Below are 17,473 nucleotides of genomic sequence, written 5' to 3'. Positions count from 1 at the left end.
TCTGGGATGAAGAATTCACCATTCGAGATTAAAAATCCTTGAAAAATCATGTCTTTTTATTCCACTATATGGTAAATACTGTCGTTCAGTTAATTAATCGACGAGCTCCTAAATAACGCGGTGCCCAATAAGAATTGTTCATATTTTCATAAACGACCCCGCCGTTCGAGGAATCGATCATCGTACTATTTCCTGCATAAATGCCAACATGAGTTGCTCCAGATCCATAGGTTGTAAAAAATACCAAATCTCCAGGTTTTAAATTAGCACGAGAAACTGCTGCTCCCTGATTAAATTGAGACTGAGAAGTTCGTGAAAGGTTGATGCCTGCATGACGAAAAACATATTGAGTAAAGCCGGAACAATCGAAACCACTAGGGCTTGTCCCACCCCATACATAAGGTGTACCCAAAAATTGAGCGGCATAACTGAGAACGGACTGCGCACCGCCTGAAACTGTAACAGGTGCGCTTGTTGCTGCCCCCGAACCTTGGTCGGCAATTGGAGACTGGGCCGCTAACCGCGCTTCGAGTTCCTGTTGTTGAATCAATTGCTGTACACGATCAACATTAGATTTTGCGTTAAGAGAAGCTTTATATGTAGATTTTTCTTGAGCACTTAATTGTGAAACAAGTGTTTGTTGTTTGCTCAAAGCCGTCTGAACACTTTGCTGACTTTGTGTTTTAGCTTGAACTATATTCTGGAGCGATTCACTCTTTTGTTTAATTTCATTTTGCTGAGCTGATAATTCACTGTTAATCTGCGAAAGATTCTGCTGCAATTTACCATATGTATTGACAATAGCAGATACTTCCTCTAAGCGTACTAAAAAATCATTCAGGTTTGTTGCTTGAAAAAGAACTTGCAAATAACTGGGAACCCCTTCTTCATAGCTGCTGCGCATATATTGGCCTAAAGCCTCTATATGTTTTTTACGCTCCGCCTCCAGCGATTTCTGCTTATCCTCAAGTGTTTTTAAATTTTTCTTTTCTGAATCCAACTCTTTTTGATAAGCCGATATACTTGCATTCAGCGTTTGAATCGATTGCTGAAGTGCCACAGCTTGAGAAGTTGCAGCAGAAACCTGCTGCTTCTGACCTGATAATTGAGAATTAAGCTGATTATATTGAGATTGATATTGTTGTAGCTGATCTTGCAGGTCGCCGGCTCGAACAGTTTGAACATTTAGAGTCGTTCCGAATAACCCAATGCATAATAAAGTTGTAATTATTTTTTTCATTTAAGCAACTCCACTTCTAAGGTTTCGTGCAAATACTATGTAGAAGCCTTTATTTAGGATTTACTTCGACGAAAAACTCTAAATTCCTTGTAGAATTATTTGTAAAGTGCTGCCACCCTATTTAAAGAGTCAGAGGAAAGTGGATTGAAAACGTTGTACCCAGTGAGGAAGTTTTAACGGAAATCCGACCATTATGCTTTTCTGCGATTCTGTAACAAACAGACAATCCCAGACCCGTTCCATTCTCTTTCGTAGTAAAAAAAGGATCACCCAATTTTTCAAGAATAAAGGGTTCAATACCCTTCCCCTGGTCTTGAATCTCCAAGATAACTTCCCTTTTCTTATTTATTGTCCTCAATGTAAGCGTACCTCCATGCGGCATTGCTTCAAATCCATTTCTAACAAGATTTAGAATCATTTGACGGACCTCGCGTTGATCAAAAACCAGATCAGGAATTTGTTCAAGCTCAAGTCGAACATCATTTTTACGATTAAATGCATCGGCTTGGAATAAGGGAAAAAGGGTTTCCAATAAAGTATTGAGGTTATCCTTTTTTAATTGTAGGACTTGATCTTTAGAAAGAGAAAGAAATTCAGTGATAATTGAATTTGCCCGATCAAGCTCACTAATCATTAAATCAAAAAATTCTCGGTTCTCCTGAAATTCCGGACGTGTGCTCATCATTTGCAAAAATCCCCGGACCGTTGTCATCGGGTTTCGGATTTCATGAGCAATTCCGGCCGCCATCTCACCAATCAAATCAAGACGTCCTAAACGTGCCATTTCCTTTTCAAAACGCAGTTGTTCTGTAACATCTGTGATGACTGAGAGTAGACACTTTTCCCCTTTTAAATCCAATATTTCAGTGGACAAGAGCCCCTCACGGGGCTTTCCGGATTTAGCGATAAATGTCATACGGAGATTACGCAGGGATTTTCCGGCATTAAAGGCTGTCAGCGATTGATCACCCAAAGAAACTCCTTTAAAATTCCTAAATCCTAAATTAAGCGCATTCACATCTTCAAGCCGAAAGCCTGTTACTCTGACCCAGCTCTCATTTACATCAATGAATCGCCCATCTCGAAGTGAGCGGATAACCATAATATTAGGGCTCAATTGAAAGGTCTTATAAAAAAGCTGTTCAGATGAACGAAGCTTTTTATTGACTTCACTTATTTCCATGGTCCGTTCCTGCACAAGTTTTTCGAGAAGTTCAAATTGTTTTTCTCGAGCCTGTTCTATCTCTTCACGTTCCGTAATATCCCGAATCGAGCAAACGACCAAATGTTGATCATCAACTATAGCCTGACCTATAGAAACTTCCGCAGGAAACACGTTCCCGTCCATTTTCATCGCGGAGGTCCGTATTAACTTTTTATTATTGTTGTTAAGAACTTGATCTAGATCAGGAAGAAGCTTTGATGCGGGTTTGCTTACAATATTCTCCGGACAGTAACCAAACATCGATTTGGCCGCAGAGTTAACTTTTACGATCAAGCCTTCGGAATTAATAACTAATACAGTATCTATAGATACATCATTTATTGCCCGAGCTAAGGCCTCCGCTTTTCTTAAAGCTAAAGTTGCCTCTTCCAGTTCTGATGTCCGCTGTTTGAGAAGAAGGCTTTGCCTCTTTGCCTCTGCAAAGGTCTTATATATCCTGACAAAACCCTCTACTTTTTTTAGCAAAACGGATGGCTCAAAAGGCTTGAAGATGTAATCCATTCCGCCTGCTGCATATCCTTTTTGAACGTGTTCTGAAGCCTGACTCAGTGCGGTAATAAAAATAATGGGAATTTCTTTCGACTTATTCCTCTGTTTGATCAATCTTGCAGTCTCGAATCCATCCAAACCCGGCATTTGTACATCCATTAAAATAACGGCAAATTCCTCATTCAAGACCCATTTTAAGGCTTCTTGTCCTGAATTTGCCTTAATAACCTGGTACTCTGGAGAGCTAAGAACTGCCTCTAAAGCAAGGAGATTTTCCGGATGATCATCCACTAATAAAATATTGATGTGGACTTTTTCTTCTTGTCGTATACTCATTGCTAATAGCCTGCCTCTTTTATAGAATCTTTTGGTATATCTTATTTTTAATATCTACGGGTTCATAATAATGGGCCCGAGCTGAAAAAGAAAGCCCCTCTTTACTTCCTAAAGCTAAGAATCCCGATGGCCTTAAACTTTCATAAAAAAGACTGTGAACTTTTTTTTGGAGGAGTTTATTAAAATAGATGAGGACATTCCGGCAAAGAATTAGATCAAATTCATTAAACGACTGGTCTGTTACTAAATCATGTTGGGCAAAAATTATATGGTCTGCAAGTGAGGGCAGAAATTGCACTCGATCGCCGCTTACCTTGTAGTATTGTGAAAATGCCTGTTTTCCTCCGGCATGAAGATAATTACGCGTATACTGCTGCATAGGAGCAATAGGAAAGGAACCTTTTTGAGCTATATTAAGAGAAGTCTCACTTAAATCGGTCGCATAAATTTTTGTCTTTTGCAATATTCCTTCTTCTTCAAGCAAAATAGCTAAAGAAAAGGATTCCTCACCCGTAGAACAGCCCGCTTGCCATATACGAACCCGGTCCATTTTCTTAAGTTCGGGAAGAACATTAAGTCTTAACGATAAAAAAAATGAGGGATCACGAAACATTTCCGTAACATTGATTGTTAAATCTTTAAAAAAACGTTCCATTAAATTAGAATCATATAGAGCCTTTTCTAACAATCTTGAGATATTAGGCAGTTGTTCAGTTTGCAATCTATGCCTTACCCTGCGCTGCAAATAAGGGAGAGTGTAATTGCGGAAATCAAAACCGTAATAACGATAAATCCCCTCAAATAATAATTGAATCTCAATAGTCTCCAGCTCATCATCGGGGTGTTTATTAATTTTCTTTTCCTCCCTTATAAAGCCATACTCGCATCAGCGATAAAAGCTGCTCTGGAATAACTGGTTTTTGAATATAGTCGGAAGCTCCGGCCTCAAGGCATTTTTGACGGTCATTTTTCATGACCTTGGCCGTAACCGCAATAATCGGTAGTGTTTGGTAACCCTCCATGTGACGGATGTTCCGCATTGTTTCATAACCATCCATATCAGGCATCATGATATCCATGAGAACCAGATCAATCTTTGAATGGACATTGAGCACAGTAATTGCTTCTTTTCCGCTTTCAGCATAAAAGGTATTCATTTGATGTGTTTCAAGGAGCGATGTAAGAGCAAAGATATTGCGCATATCATCATCAACAATCAATATTGTTTTGCCTTTCAGGGAAGCGGGACAAGGCAAGGCATCCTCGTTTTTTTCCGGGGCTTCTAAAATTGCTGGGGTCTGATCAACCGTGATTTTGTTATTCTCTAATGTTTCTGATTTTAGCTCCTGATACGGTAAATAAAGGGTAAAAGTGCTTCCTTTTTTCTCTTCACTTTCTACCGTAATCGTTCCTCCCAATAATTTTGCAAGTTCGCGGCTAATCGATAGCCCTAAGCCTGTCCCGCCATATTTCCTGCTCATCGTCCCATCACCTTGCCGAAAAGCCTCAAAGATCAACTCAAATTTTTCTTTGGCAATCCCTGTTCCTGTATCTTTAATAGAAATTGCAAGCACCGAGGATTGTTTAAAACCTTCCCGATGAAGGATTTCTATGCTGGGTTTGTAAAAATCAAGTTGAACCCGACCTTTTTCCGTAAATTTAATAGCATTCGCCAATAGGTTCTTAATAATCTGAAGGAGATGTTTCTGGTCCGTTACAATGGCATCTGGTATTTCTGATGAAATATTGATTTTAAAGGATAGTCCTTTTTCTCGAGTAAGAGGGAAAAACTGATCTTCAATTCCTTTTGTTAGCTCCTGTAAATTAACTTCACTCAAAAGGATGTTCATTTTACCGGACTCAACTTTTGATAAGTCCAAAATATCATTGATTAAATCAAGCAAATCCTTACCTGCCGAATATATAGTTAATGCATATTCAATTTGTTTTGAAGTCAAATTTCCTTCTTTATTTTCTGAGAAGGTCTGGGCAAGGATCAATAGGCTATTGAGCGGAGTTCTTAACTCATGCGACATATTTGCCAAAAATTCAGACTTAAATTGGGATACTTTTTTTAATTCTTCTGTTTTTTGTTCGGACTCACGATATTGTTTTTCAAGCTGTTCATTTGTACTTCTTAATTCTTCATGCTGAAGCTGAAGCTCCTCAGAATGAACTTGTAATTCTTCCGTTAAAGTTTGGGATTGAACAAGAAGGCTTTTTACTCGCATCTGACCTTCTATGCTATTCAGTGTAATTCCTAAGACACGAATAATCCGCTCAAGCAGATCATTTTCGAAAGGGGTTAATTCGCTAAAGCAAGAAAACTCAAGAATAGAAGTAACCTCTCCCTCAAATTCAATGGGCAGAATAATAATGTAACGAGGAAGGGCTTCACCTAAACCCGAGTGTATTTTGTAATATTCATCAGGTATATCTTTAAGAAAAATCTTTTGATGATCCTTAGCACATTGACCGATGAGGCCCTCTCCGAGATGAATATGCTTATCTTTAATAAAGTCAAAGGGATAGGCAAAAGAAGCAAGCGGTGTAAAATATTGATCCGAAGTGTTTTCTCCGTTTTCTCCGCTTTCTCCCTTTCTTATGTATAAAACTCCGAATTGGGCATGAATAATAGGGCACACTTTTTGCAATAAAAGGTCCGCCAATGAGGCTAAATCATGAACTTCCTGGAAAAGGGCTACGACCTTACTTACATTCGTTTCCAGTAAGGCTTGATGTTGTAAGGTCTTTTTATATTGTTCTTCTTGCTGCGTATGCAGTTCAATTGACTCAACTAATAGATTGTAAGCTGAAGCGATTTGCCCAATTTCATCTTTCGAAACATTTTTAATACGAGATAAATGCCCTTTTTTCTGATTCTGTGCTTCATTAATCACGCTTAAGACAGACTTGATGTTGCGGCTTATCCCGACGACTACCCATTGACTAACGATTATACCTGTGACTAAAGCAATAGCAAAAATCAAAATAAGGAGACGAATCGTAAAGTCATATGATTGTGTGGATTGCGCAAGCAAATTCATCATCTGCGTATGTTCAAGATTCTGAAGATCAGTAATCTTTTCCTCAATATCTGATCGTACTTGAGCTTGATCTTCAGTCAAAAATAACTGGTTTGCTTCCTCTTTTTTTCCTGCCTTAAGCAAGGATAATACTTCATCAACATCCTGCTGATAGACGGTAATTTGGCTTTGAAGGTTTAGCAACATCTCTTTTCCTTGATCCATGTCCTCGGTATGAAGTAATTCTTCAATCGCTTGATCCGATTTAAGGTTTGACTCTTTGATTGACTGAATCTCCTGATCCGTCAATTTGGCAGGATCTAACAGAATGTTCCGAATACTTTTCGCAGTCTTATTTACTTCACTGTATACTGTTGTAGACAAGCGAATTTTTTCATACCGAGTTACTGCAAGCTCACTGATTTTTTCGTTTTGATCATGAAGCATATAGATAGAAAAGTAGATAACGATAATCATAAGTATAAGTATTGCACCAAAACCAATAGAGAGTTTAGATCGAAGCCGCATGTTTGTCCTCCACTTTCCTTCATTATGTTATGTTCATTATACCTTGCACTGCATGTCGAATCGTGTAAATTGAGGGTGGGATTAATGAACATTTAAAAGTATTTTGAAGTAATAATATTTATTAAAAAGATAAAAAAGATAAAAAGCATATCCTTTTTATGATAAGATTTTTAAATGTTTCAAATGATTTAAATACTAAATTTACATTATAAAATTATGATTTAGTTTACCTTTAGTTTTTTCTGTTTTCGACTATCAAGTTTATAAATCAGTGCTAAGATTTCAGCTACGGCGACATATAGCTGTGGCGGAATTTCTCGATTCAGATCAATCTGAACCAAAGCATCGACAAGGGTTTCATTTTTCTGAATCGGAATTCCCTCTGCCTGCGCAACTTCAATAATTTTTTTGGCTAATTCACCTGTTCCGCGGGCTGTAACTTTAGGAGCCCCCGTGCCATCATAGCTTAAGGCAACAGCCTTTGGAGCGGATTGAGTCTCAGGCATAAATATCAACCCCCTGTTGCGGCTCTCCTGAAACAAAATTTTTAAATTCGGAATTCGTTTCCAGCTGAACTACGTCCAATCCTGTTAATCTTAACCCTAAATCTGCAAACCGCGCGACCGTTTCTGCCTTCAGCTCGCGGAGCAGAAGCTTCAACTCCTGTGGGTACGTTGTTAAAACGCGCAGAGAAAGGGAATTTTCACAGAGATAGGCATCAACTCCAACTTCCCCAAGGGCAGGAGTTTCTAGGCAAACTCCTATGCGGCAATGTGAGGAGTCGAGCGTTTTCTTGCGGCGATCACCCTGCAGCGCTATTTTAACTTCAGTAAGATTGTAATTTCCCTTCAAGGGAAGACTTAAGTAAATGTATGAAGGCGTAAGATTACTTAAATAGAGCTGCTGTCCAGTTATCTTTTCCAGCAACCCTAGAAATTTTGAGCTGACAGAATTATCAAGATCATTACTTCCCTTGCCGCTTAATACTTCTAAAAGCTGAGCCTTCACTGTATCTTTAAGATTTGCTAATTCAGTTTCAGGAGAATTTTTGGAAAGTAAGAATTCGGCTAAATTTCGCTCATAACCAATTCCTAGATGATTTAAAAAGTTACGAATTTGGGGCAAACCATTCTCACCGTTTAAATCTGACCAGGATGGAATAATCGCCGATAGTTTTTCTGCTAAACTTTGAAGCGGCAGTTCAGACAGAGGAGATGGCGAATTTGCTGTAACCTGTTCGGATAAACTTTGTAGTAGTTTTGCACCCAGGTTAGCAATAGTCTGCTCCGATAAACCCTGTAGTGTTTTTAAACTTGGGTCAGTGGAAGCCTGTTCGGATAAACTTTGTAATAGTTTTGCACCTAGGTTAGCAATAGTCTGTTCCGATAAACCCTGTAGTGTTTTTAAACCTGAGTCGGCTTGAATTTGTTCAGATAGAACTTGCAACAGCTTTGCCCCAATGTTAGCTAAAGCCTGCCCGGATAAACTCTGTAAGGCTTTCAAGCCCGGATTAGCTGCAACTTGTTCGGATAAAGCTTGCACCAGTTTTGTACCAAGGTTAGCTAATGCCAGCTCCGGTAAACCCTGTAGGACTTTCAAACCCGAGTTTGTTGAAACTTGTTCGGATAAACTTTGTAATAGTTTTGCACCTAAGTCTCCTGCAGTCTGTTCCGACGGGATGGGTATCATCTTTTGAGTAAAACTAAAGGAATCTTCTAATAGGGTTTTCCAATCCATTTTTCTTGCGGTGTTAATCGCTTGGGCTAGGTCTTGACTTAAGGATGAAAACCCTGTATTTATCTCTTTCCCGTTTTGAGCTATGCTTTCTTCCCGAGAAAGCAAGCCCGCAGTATCCGGTCCGTTAACTTCTTTGGCAAGAACAAGCTGCTGAGCATCTATTTCCTTAACCCTGGCCCAAAATTTATCCCCCGGTTGAGCCATGGTTTCTAAGATAGCTTCAAGGAGGTTGCCCTTAATATTTACAGTGCCTTTGCCTGAGGGATCGATGGAAACAATCTCCACAAAAAGGCGCTGTCCTTCACGCAGTTCATCCGGACTTAAATTGGTTAAACCATTGACTATATTTAAACCTTGGACATTCATCGCTCTTAACCTCAATTCCTAGGTTTAAACCTAGTCTCAGTGGGTCATTGATCCCTGTGTAAAAGGATGCAGCAAGGCATAGATAGCGCGGGTGCAGGGAGTTGCCACCTTTTTTTCATCCGCCATTTTAAGAATTGCACCTTGAAGGCTTTCTAATTCAAGAGGAAGTCCTTTTTGCAAGTCACGGTGCATAGAAGAAGTCATTTCCGGATTTGATTTCTTTATTTTATTGATCATCTGATTGGAGAAATCTTTAGAAAGTTTAATTTCTAACGTCCTGGCTAAGTTTGTAAGTTCTTCAACCAAATCCGTGAGAAATGCCAACGCAGCAGGATCATTTAAAGCTAAACCAATTGGATTACGGGTGGCTGTCGTGATACCGCTAAGCGTAACTAAGAATATATACTTAGTCCAAATCTCAGTTAGAATTTCCGACGTAAGTTTTACATTTACACCACTTGTTTTAAAAGTTGCTTCGACTTCTTGAAGGAATGAAGCATCTGTGGCCGAGCTTAATGATCCAAAAACAATATCCTGCATCATGCTCTTTTGAATAATATCACCCAATTCATTCAGGGTAGATTCTACATAACAAAGACCGCCAAGGATTTTTTCGCTGCCAAAACTGGAAACTAATCGTTCAATATGTTGTACACCGTTCATTAAGGGCAAGATTTTCGCACCACGGCGAACGAATGTTTCAAGATCTTTCATTGCTCCGTCGAGTTGATAATTCTTAACAGCGATAATTACTAAATCAGGATTCTCGACCTCGTCTGCGGAAAGAACACATTGAGGCTGAATCGTAAAATTACCATGAACACTTTGAATGCGAAGTCCCTCTGCTTCGAGTTGTTGTTTCCTCTTCTTACGAACTAAAAATGTCACAGGAACGCCTGCTTCAGCAAGTTTTCCTCCAAAGTAACCACCAACAGCCCCTGCGCCTATTACAACGATGTTCATTTCATACCCTTCTTTCAATCATAATCTGAGACATCGATTCGTTAGAATTTGGCCGCTGAGTTTAATGATCTAATCCTAGATTTATAAGATAAATTTGATTTGGATTTATATCATTCTTTATTCATTCTTTATCCATTCTTTATCCAAAGAATTTTTCCTGCCAAACCTTAAAAATAGATGGTAATTCTATTGTCTATCTATTCTATTTTTCTTCGATAATCGCTTTTTTACTACCCTAAAACGCTGTACTTTTGATATAATCGACATAGAAGATTCTAAGGAAAGGATTGGGAATTCTGAAAAAGATTATATTTTCATTGATTACGAGTTTATCGATCATATTAAGCTTACCAATATTTACACAAGCAAGTCCCTTGGCTTATCCAACAGAACGAATCGCAGGACAAGATCGAATTGAAACTTCTCTTAAAATATCTCAGAAAGGCTGGCAGAGCGCACAAACAGTCGTTCTTTGCGAATATTCCGATTACGCTGATTCTATTGCTTCAACTCCTTTTGCGGTCAGCGTTAATGCACCTCTTCTGCTGACTTCTGGTGATTCACTCGATTCTCGAGTCGTTCAGGAACTACAGCGCTTAAACCCTCAGAAAGTGATTCTCCTCGGCGGTAAGGCATGCTTAAAACCTTCAATCGAGGAAGAACTCACTCAATTATCATTCAACTACGAACGAATTGGCGGCAGTGACCGCTATCAAACCTCTATACTTCTGGCTAAACGCCTTAACAGCAATTCCTTAATATTAGCAAATGGGGATAATTTTCCGGATGCTTTGTCCGCTGCCAGTTATGCCGGGATTAAGCAAATTCCCATCGTTTTAACTTCAAGTTCCCTTCCCGGTTCAGTCATTACATATTATAAGGAAGCCAACCCGGATCACTTAATTGTTATCGGCGGAGAAGCAGTCGTTCCTTCTGAAGATTTGACTCAAAATAATCTTAAAGTTGAAACACGGTTGGGCGGGCAGGATCGTTACGAAACAAATGCAAAAGTCGTTTCTTTTATGAAAACCGCTTATGATTCCAACGATTTATTTTTAGCATCAGGGCAAACCTTTCCTGATGCCATAGCTGGAACTGTACTGGCCTCAAAATATAAGGCTCCCCTTCTCCTGACTGAAAAAAATGATATTCCTCCCTCCATTTACTCGCTGCTGCGTAATCATATGAAAGTTGAACAAGTACAAACCGGCAGCTCAGATGGTGCTGATTCAGTTAAAACTGGACAGATCACTGCTAATGGCGGCCTAAATCTTAGAGAAAATCCTACTACTGGAAGTAAAATTCTGCTTGCAATTCCAGAAGGAACAACAGTTACTATTAACGGTGAGCAAAGTCAATGGTACCAAACGACCTATCAATCTGCGACAGGGTGGATTTCAGCTAATTACGTGAAGATCGGGGCTCTTTCTCAGAATACAACCGATATAAGTGTTAATGGGTCTGTTTTACTTTTAGGCGGACAAGGTGTAATCAGCACAAATACTGAAAACATCCTCGAGGGAAAATCGTCCTCCTCATATAGTGACAATTTAAAGGACTTTCCTTCTCTTCCAAATGCAATTAATACTGATCCTCCTTCCCGAGGCGACAGTACAACAACCACTCCAGGTAACACAACAACTCCTATTCAAACCGATGACCCATCCAAAGAAGTTCCCATTGATCCCTTTAATGGATACCCTGCAAATGCTTTAGCCGGAAAAACGATTTTAGTCGACCCCGGACACGGCGGTCCAGATACCGGGGCCATAGGGCCTAATAAGACTACGGAAAAAAATAATACTTTAGCGATTTCCCTAGCCTTGCGTGATATCTTAAAACAGGCTGGAGCAACCGTCATTTTAACAAGGGATAAGGATATTTCTCCTGCCCCGGATTACTCGGAAATAGCTGATCTTCAAGCTCGAGTTGATATCGCGAAAAATAGCAATGTCGATTTATTTATTTGCATTCACAATGATTCATTCACCAATCCTGATGTTCAAGGAACATCAACTTACTATTCTGCTGATAATCCAAAGAGCAATGAAAGCTTACATCTTGCCAACAGCATTGAAACAGCAGTTCTTGATACGATTAAATCCAACAACCGGGGTGTTAAAGAAGCTGGCTTCTATGTTTTGCGCAATACGTCAATGCCTGCTATTCTTCTCGAGACTGAGTTTATCTCAAATCCTTATGCAGAAGCCAGATTACAAGATCCTATATTCCAGAAAAATGTGGCAGCCGCCATCTTTCATGGTATCTATAACTATTATAAAAATCCTCTTCCTCAGCCTTAATAGTCAATAAGATTAACCCTAAAATAATAATTATCCCTTATCCTTGAGATAATCTCTACGGATAAGGGATTTTCTTGTTTATGATTAAAATATTTAATTAAATAATTACGAGTACTTAAACGCGGAAATCTTTGACAAGTTCATTCAGATTCTCCGCTAAATTGGCAAGATCTTCGCTGGCCTTGCTTAGATTAAGCATAATATCATTTTGCTGTTCTACGTTACTGGTAACGGTGCTTGTATTTTGGGCAACCGTTTGCGTAATCATTGTAATGTTCGTCACAGCAGTTGCAACTTGTTCAATTGAAGATGACTGTCTTTGAGCTGAAGCCGCTATTCTATTGATTATAGTGTCAAGTTCGATAACGGACTGCTCAATCATTTTAAAATCCGCCTCGACTTGTGATGTCAGCGTTTTACCTTGTTGAACCTGCTCCGCACCCGCTCTCATTTTTTCAACTGCTGTTAAAGTTCCCTTTTGAATTGTTAGAACAAGATTAGAAATTTGACCAACTGCACGACTGCTCTCTTCCGCGAGTTTTCGAACCTCTTCGGCGACAACAGCAAAGCCGCGACCCTGCTCTCCTGCTCGGGCAGCCTCTATCGCAGCATTTAAAGCCAAAAGGTTTGTTTGATCGGCAATTGCATTAATGGTTTGGGTAATCAGCCCTATTTTTTCTGAAGTCTGATTTAAATCTTCAATAGCCTGTGCTGTATCCTGAGTTGCAACTTCAATGGTATTCATGGATTCTAAATTGCGAAAAACATTTTCCTGTCCTTTAATAGCCAAGTCTTTAACATTTTTGCTGGCTACGGCGCCTTTTTCTGTCTCATTTGCAACAATTTTAGAGCTTTCAGCAACCTCCAGCGAGGCAGCACCCGTTTCTTCAGCGCTTGAGGCGTTTTGCTGCATGCCGCTTGATATTTCTTCAACCGAACGAGCGATCTCATTCATTTTGCTTTGACTGTCCTGAGTAGAAGCCGTTAGCTCTTCAGCTGCAGATAATACTGTTTGAGCTGTTTGAGTAACTCTTGAAACAATTTTTCTTTGATTGGCTATCATCTCATTGAAAGATTCGCTTAAATGAGCAATTTCATCGTTACCTTTGACTTTAACCTGAACCGTAAAATCACCTTGAGCTGCTTTGCCAAATTCTTTGGCTAAATTAAGAATCGGTGTAATAAGCAGACTACTCATAAACAGGGTAATTAATAAACTAAGGGTTAGGCCTATCCCGCCAACAATGGCAACTTTTTTAATAATAGATAATAAAGCCGCCCTGACATCGACGCTCTCCAAGGCTTGCTGCCTGAAATTATCGACCTTTGTATTGATTTGAAGTGCTGTCTGATCAAAATCGTTCATAATTTTATTGCCCGCTTCCGGACCACCATCAAGGTAAGCTTGGGCCATTTTTTTCCCGACGGTATAATAGCTGTCAAACGATGATTTTAGATCATTAAACTCTTTTGCCTGTGACGGATTTAAAGCCGAAAGATCGTTCAAGGTTTGATCAAATTGTTGCGCCCAATTCTCAGCTTCTTTAAACCCCTCCACTGAACCTTCTTTATCACGCGTTGCACTAACGTCCGTTAAATATTGTTGAACCTGGATAACCGATAATTTTAATTGATCAGCCTTAACAGCGGTTTCGATCCCCTGACTGACTGAGTTAAACGAAAAAAAAGTATAGCCAAGAATGAAAACAACAAAGATAAAAATCATGGCTATAATCCCTAGAAATTTTGATCGGATGCTCCGCAAAGTGCTTCCTCCTCCGTTACTTTTTGTAATTTCGATTATTTCGACAGGACTCAGATAATTTCCTTTAAGGTAAATAATAAATTTAACTCACTTTCTTGGATTGCATAACAATTGCACAACTTACCTATATCTACTAAAATAGAGTTTATGCAAATAAAACGGATGTAAGTGAGGGTATTCGAAGAATGGCATCTAATAAGCCTAAGTTTTATGCGGTTAAGGCAGGTCGAGAAACAGGGATTTTTACGACGTGGGCTGAATGTGAAAAAGCAATCCGAGGATTTTCCGGCGCCGTTTATAAAAAATTCGACTCAGAAAGTGCCGCTCAAGAGTGGTTTAGCGACAATCGCAGCTCACTGAGAGAAACCTCACTTGCAACAGATTATGAGGTTTATACTGATGGAAGTTATATCAGCGGGCAATATTCTTGGGCCTATGCCTTTGTAAAAGACGACACAGTCATTTACGAAGACAGCAATGTTGGTAAAAATCCTGAAGCAGCCGTGATGCGTAATGTAGCAGGTGAAATTGCAGCCGTTCTTCATGCTGTGAAACGGGCGGCCGAATTAGGGGTAACTATCCGTATCTATCATGATTATGCTGGAATTGCATTTTGGGTTACCGGTGAATGGAAAACCAAAAATGAATTTACGCAACAATATGCAAAGCTCATGAACAAATATCAGGGAGTTTATGTCTTTGAAAAAGTAAAAGCCCATACTGGCAATAAATTCAACGAATATGTAGATAAAAAGGCTAAGGCCTCACTAGGTATCTCCGAATAACATAATCTCAACCTAATATAGTCATAATGAAAAAAGAACCTAGACGTTCAATTAACTACGTCAATGGTTCTTTTTGTTCATCCAAACGGCTTAATGCAATATTTAAAGCCTCTTGAACAGTCTGAGCATAATCTATCTTAATGCTTCTTCTTTCATCCAGGTAAGCTTCCTCATAAGCCACAGTTCGAATCTTCCCTGCCCATCCGCCTGAGGGTTCAAGAACAACAACAGGTTTTCGATTAAGATACGCTGCGGACAATTCTCCGAGAGTACCATTACCCCCGCCAATCATTATCAATACATCGGAGGAATGAACGAGAATTAAACTCCGATAATCAAAGCTTAACCCCGTTGTAATGGGTATATCAATGTAGGAGTTGCCCTGTTCTCGTGTGTCTCCAGGTAAAATGCCTACTACGAGGCCATTCGCTTCCTTGGCACCTTTCGAAGCATATTCCATAATTCCGCTGGTACCTCCGCTGAAGAGGACACATCCTCTCTGCGCGATTTCCTTTCCCAGTTCCACAGCTAAATCACGCATTTCCTGCGGTATCTCTCCAGATTGTCCAATTACACCAATACGAATCATTATAAACTCACTTCTTTGTTAGAATTTACAAAACAGCTTTGCCGACATAAATAAAACTGTTACGATAAGAATTCTCCGAATCCATTTTTCCCCTTTGCTCACCGCAAAGTTGCAGCCAACCCAAGCTCCAATCCCTTGCCCTAATGCAAGGAGCAAGCCATAGTACCATTGCACATCACCATGTAAAATATACGTGATTAAAGATACAACCATACTTAATCCAACAACAAGAACCTTTATACTGTTTGCTTTAACAAGTGACAACCCAAATAGTGTATTCGTAAAAGCGATAATAATAAAGCCAATCCCGGCCTGAATAAAGCCGCTATAAATTCCGATCAAGATAAAACCGAAGACACCGATAATCTTTTGCTTTGTATTCAACTGTTCATTAGAGTCTTCATTATTCTTTTTAGGGCTCGGCCTTAAAGTTACCCAAAGCACAATTAACATGACAAAAGCCAGGATTTTATTAAAAACTGCATCAGGTGTGTAAATCGCGAGCTTTGCACCAATAACCGAGCAGAACATGGCTGGTATTCCTAAGAGAAGTCCCAAGCGCCAATCAAAAAATCCTTTACGTCGAAAATTCCATACTGCAACCCCGCTTTGCACGGTTAAAGCCACTCGATTTGTTCCGTTCGCCACGGCTGTTGGCAGACCTAAAAAAATGAGAAGAGGCAAGGTTAATAATGACCCTCCCCCTGCTACAGTATTAAGAAAACCTGCAAATATACCAACAATTAAAAGTAAAATAATCTCCATGCGTTTTCCCCAATCAACAAGTTTTTAGAAAGTACTACTAGTTAATATTTTAATTATAAGCTACTTTTTAAGATACATATAAACTTATCATTCGTTAAACATTTTGTAAACTTCAAAATTATTATGTTTAAGAAGATGTATTCCACAATTATTTCTAAAGAAAAAGGAACTGTGCACATTGATCTCTTCAAACATGTGCAACAGCCCCTCCTTAAAAGGCAGAAAAGCTGTGATTAAACCTTTTACTGAATTTCACTTTTTCCTTTTTCCTTAAGAACCTTATTCAGTACTTCTAAATTCACAAGATTTTTCGTATCAGGTTTTTCTTTAATGAAGCCAGTATTTACGGATAATGTGACAAAGTCTAAAATAGAATCCTTCTCCGGATTGTTTGTGATTGTTAAACGTCCAAAGGCTGCATCAAGGATTTCTTTCGACAACGGCTTCTTCGTTAACTCTGTAATTTGAGCATTAACCGTTTGTTTTGCCTCATCCTTATGCTGATTGATATAATCCGTGAGCTCAACATGATTCTTTACGAAATTTTCTACAATATCAGGATGCTCTTTTAGGAATTGAGTTCTTACCACAATAACTGCAGTTGTGTAATTTCCTTCTCTCCAAACTTGATTGTAATCAAGAACTACATTGGCATTAATATCCTTAACAAGAGTCGAGCCCCAGGGCTCTGGAACCAGTGCGGCATCGATTTCACCTTTATCCAGAAGGGTCTTAATATCCGGATTATCAGCTTGCCTGATCTCAACAGTTCCTCCCTTGGTCGTGTCTGTCAACCCATTTATTTGCAGCAAATTCCTTAAAGATAAGTCCTGAGTGTTGCCAAATTGAGGAACCGCCACTTTTTTACCGCTTAATTCTTTGACATCTTTGATGGGCAAATCCTTTCGGGAAACTAAAATAGCTCCTGCATCCGTTGCTCCTGCAATAATTTGGATATCTCCTTTTGATTTAGTATAGCCATTGATCGCAGGTCCTGGTCCGATGTAACCAATATCGACTTCCCCTGCAAATAATGCTTCAATTTCCGCGGGCCCGGCATTGAATTGTTTCCATTCAATTTTATTAGAATCTCCGATAGCTTTTTGAAACGAGCCATTTGCCCGGCCGATCAATGCCTGAGAGTGTGTAATATTAGGGAAAAATCCGACTCGGACATTTGTACTTTTGACCGCACCTGAATTTGTTGTTTGAGTTTGAGTTCCACATGCAGTTACAAGTCCTGTAAGTAGAGATAAAATAAGAACGAAAACAGTATAATAAAGTTTTTTGGGTTTATTCACATTTCTTCCTCCATTTTTTAGTTTTCCTATCATTTTTATATGATTTTGAGGTAAA

Annotated in this window: 13 protein-coding genes; 2 read left to right on the top strand and 11 right to left on the bottom strand. The window is 39.3% G+C overall.

Annotation, left to right across the window (positions count from 1 at the left end; genetic code table 11):
* Nucleotides 1–85: 85 nt before the first annotated feature.
* The 7 genes from ACHOLT_RS13180 to ACHOLT_RS13150 form a co-directional block, all read right to left on the bottom strand.
* Nucleotides 86–1,240, bottom strand: a complete 1,155-nt coding sequence (locus tag ACHOLT_RS13180) for an NlpC/P60 family protein (protein WP_425801397.1) — start codon at nt 1,238–1,240, stop codon at nt 86–88.
* A 121-nt stretch (nt 1,241–1,361) separates the two neighbouring features.
* A complete protein-coding gene (locus ACHOLT_RS13175; RefSeq protein ID WP_425801395.1) occupies nt 1,362–3,290 on the bottom strand; it encodes a response regulator in 1,929 nt (642 codons plus the stop codon).
* Nucleotides 3,291–3,309: 19 nt separating this feature from the next.
* On the bottom strand, nt 3,310–4,104 hold the full coding sequence (locus tag ACHOLT_RS13170; protein WP_425808051.1) for a CheR family methyltransferase: 795 nt from the start codon (nt 4,102–4,104) through the stop codon (nt 3,310–3,312).
* Nucleotides 4,105–4,138: 34 nt separating this feature from the next.
* On the bottom strand, nt 4,139–6,844 hold the full coding sequence (locus tag ACHOLT_RS13165; protein ID WP_425801393.1) for a response regulator: 2,706 nt from the start codon (nt 6,842–6,844) through the stop codon (nt 4,139–4,141).
* Between the two features lie 221 nt (nt 6,845–7,065).
* On the bottom strand, nt 7,066–7,350 hold the full coding sequence (locus tag ACHOLT_RS13160; RefSeq protein ID WP_425801391.1) for an EscU/YscU/HrcU family type III secretion system export apparatus switch protein: 285 nt from the start codon (nt 7,348–7,350) through the stop codon (nt 7,066–7,068).
* Nucleotides 7,343–8,947 (bottom strand): hypothetical protein, encoded by a 1,605-nt coding sequence (locus tag ACHOLT_RS13155; protein WP_425801389.1) that lies wholly within the window; start codon nt 8,945–8,947, stop codon nt 7,343–7,345. Before ACHOLT_RS13155 ends, ACHOLT_RS13160 begins: the two co-directional genes overlap by 8 nt.
* 36 nt (nt 8,948–8,983) lie before the next feature.
* A complete protein-coding gene (locus tag ACHOLT_RS13150) occupies nt 8,984–9,910 on the bottom strand; it encodes a ketopantoate reductase family protein (RefSeq protein WP_425801386.1) in 927 nt (308 codons plus the stop codon).
* A gap of 296 nt (nt 9,911–10,206) precedes the next feature.
* Between ACHOLT_RS13150 and ACHOLT_RS13145 the strand changes: the two genes are divergently transcribed.
* Nucleotides 10,207–12,213, top strand: a complete 2,007-nt coding sequence (locus ACHOLT_RS13145) for an N-acetylmuramoyl-L-alanine amidase (RefSeq protein WP_425808049.1) — start codon at nt 10,207–10,209, stop codon at nt 12,211–12,213.
* A 115-nt stretch (nt 12,214–12,328) separates the two neighbouring features.
* Here the strand turns inward: ACHOLT_RS13145 and ACHOLT_RS13140 are convergent, their stop codons facing one another.
* Nucleotides 12,329–13,978: a methyl-accepting chemotaxis protein gene (locus ACHOLT_RS13140; RefSeq protein ID WP_425801383.1), complete on the bottom strand. Its 1,650-nt coding sequence runs from the start codon at nt 13,976–13,978 to the stop codon at nt 12,329–12,331.
* Nucleotides 13,979–14,163: 185 nt separating this feature from the next.
* Here ACHOLT_RS13140 and ACHOLT_RS13135 point away from each other — a divergent pair, with 185 nt between their 5' ends.
* Nucleotides 14,164–14,763: a viroplasmin family protein gene (locus ACHOLT_RS13135; protein WP_425801380.1), complete on the top strand. Its 600-nt coding sequence runs from the start codon at nt 14,164–14,166 to the stop codon at nt 14,761–14,763.
* A gap of 55 nt (nt 14,764–14,818) precedes the next feature.
* Here ACHOLT_RS13135 and ACHOLT_RS13130 read toward each other — a convergent pair whose 3' ends face one another.
* The 3 genes from ACHOLT_RS13130 to ACHOLT_RS13120 all read right to left on the bottom strand — a co-directional run bounded on the left by ACHOLT_RS13130 (nt 14,819) and on the right by ACHOLT_RS13120 (nt 17,418).
* The gene (locus ACHOLT_RS13130) at nt 14,819–15,352 is read right to left on the bottom strand and encodes a TIGR00725 family protein (RefSeq protein ID WP_425801378.1); all 534 of its coding nucleotides are present in this window, start codon (nt 15,350–15,352) and stop codon (nt 14,819–14,821) included.
* 18 nt (nt 15,353–15,370) lie between these two features.
* A complete protein-coding gene (locus ACHOLT_RS13125) occupies nt 15,371–16,117 on the bottom strand; it encodes a sulfite exporter TauE/SafE family protein (protein WP_425801376.1) in 747 nt (248 codons plus the stop codon).
* Nucleotides 16,118–16,359: 242 nt separating this feature from the next.
* Nucleotides 16,360–17,418, bottom strand: a complete 1,059-nt coding sequence (locus tag ACHOLT_RS13120; protein ID WP_425801374.1) for an aliphatic sulfonate ABC transporter substrate-binding protein — start codon at nt 17,416–17,418, stop codon at nt 16,360–16,362.
* Between the last annotated feature and the right edge of the window lie 55 nt (nt 17,419–17,473).

Source organism: Desulfitobacterium nosdiversum (assembly GCF_049860565.1).
GTDB classification, from domain to species: domain Bacteria; phylum Bacillota; class Desulfitobacteriia; order Desulfitobacteriales; family Desulfitobacteriaceae; genus Desulfitobacterium_A; species Desulfitobacterium_A nosdiversum.
This window is presented reverse-complemented; position numbering and strand designations above follow the sequence as displayed.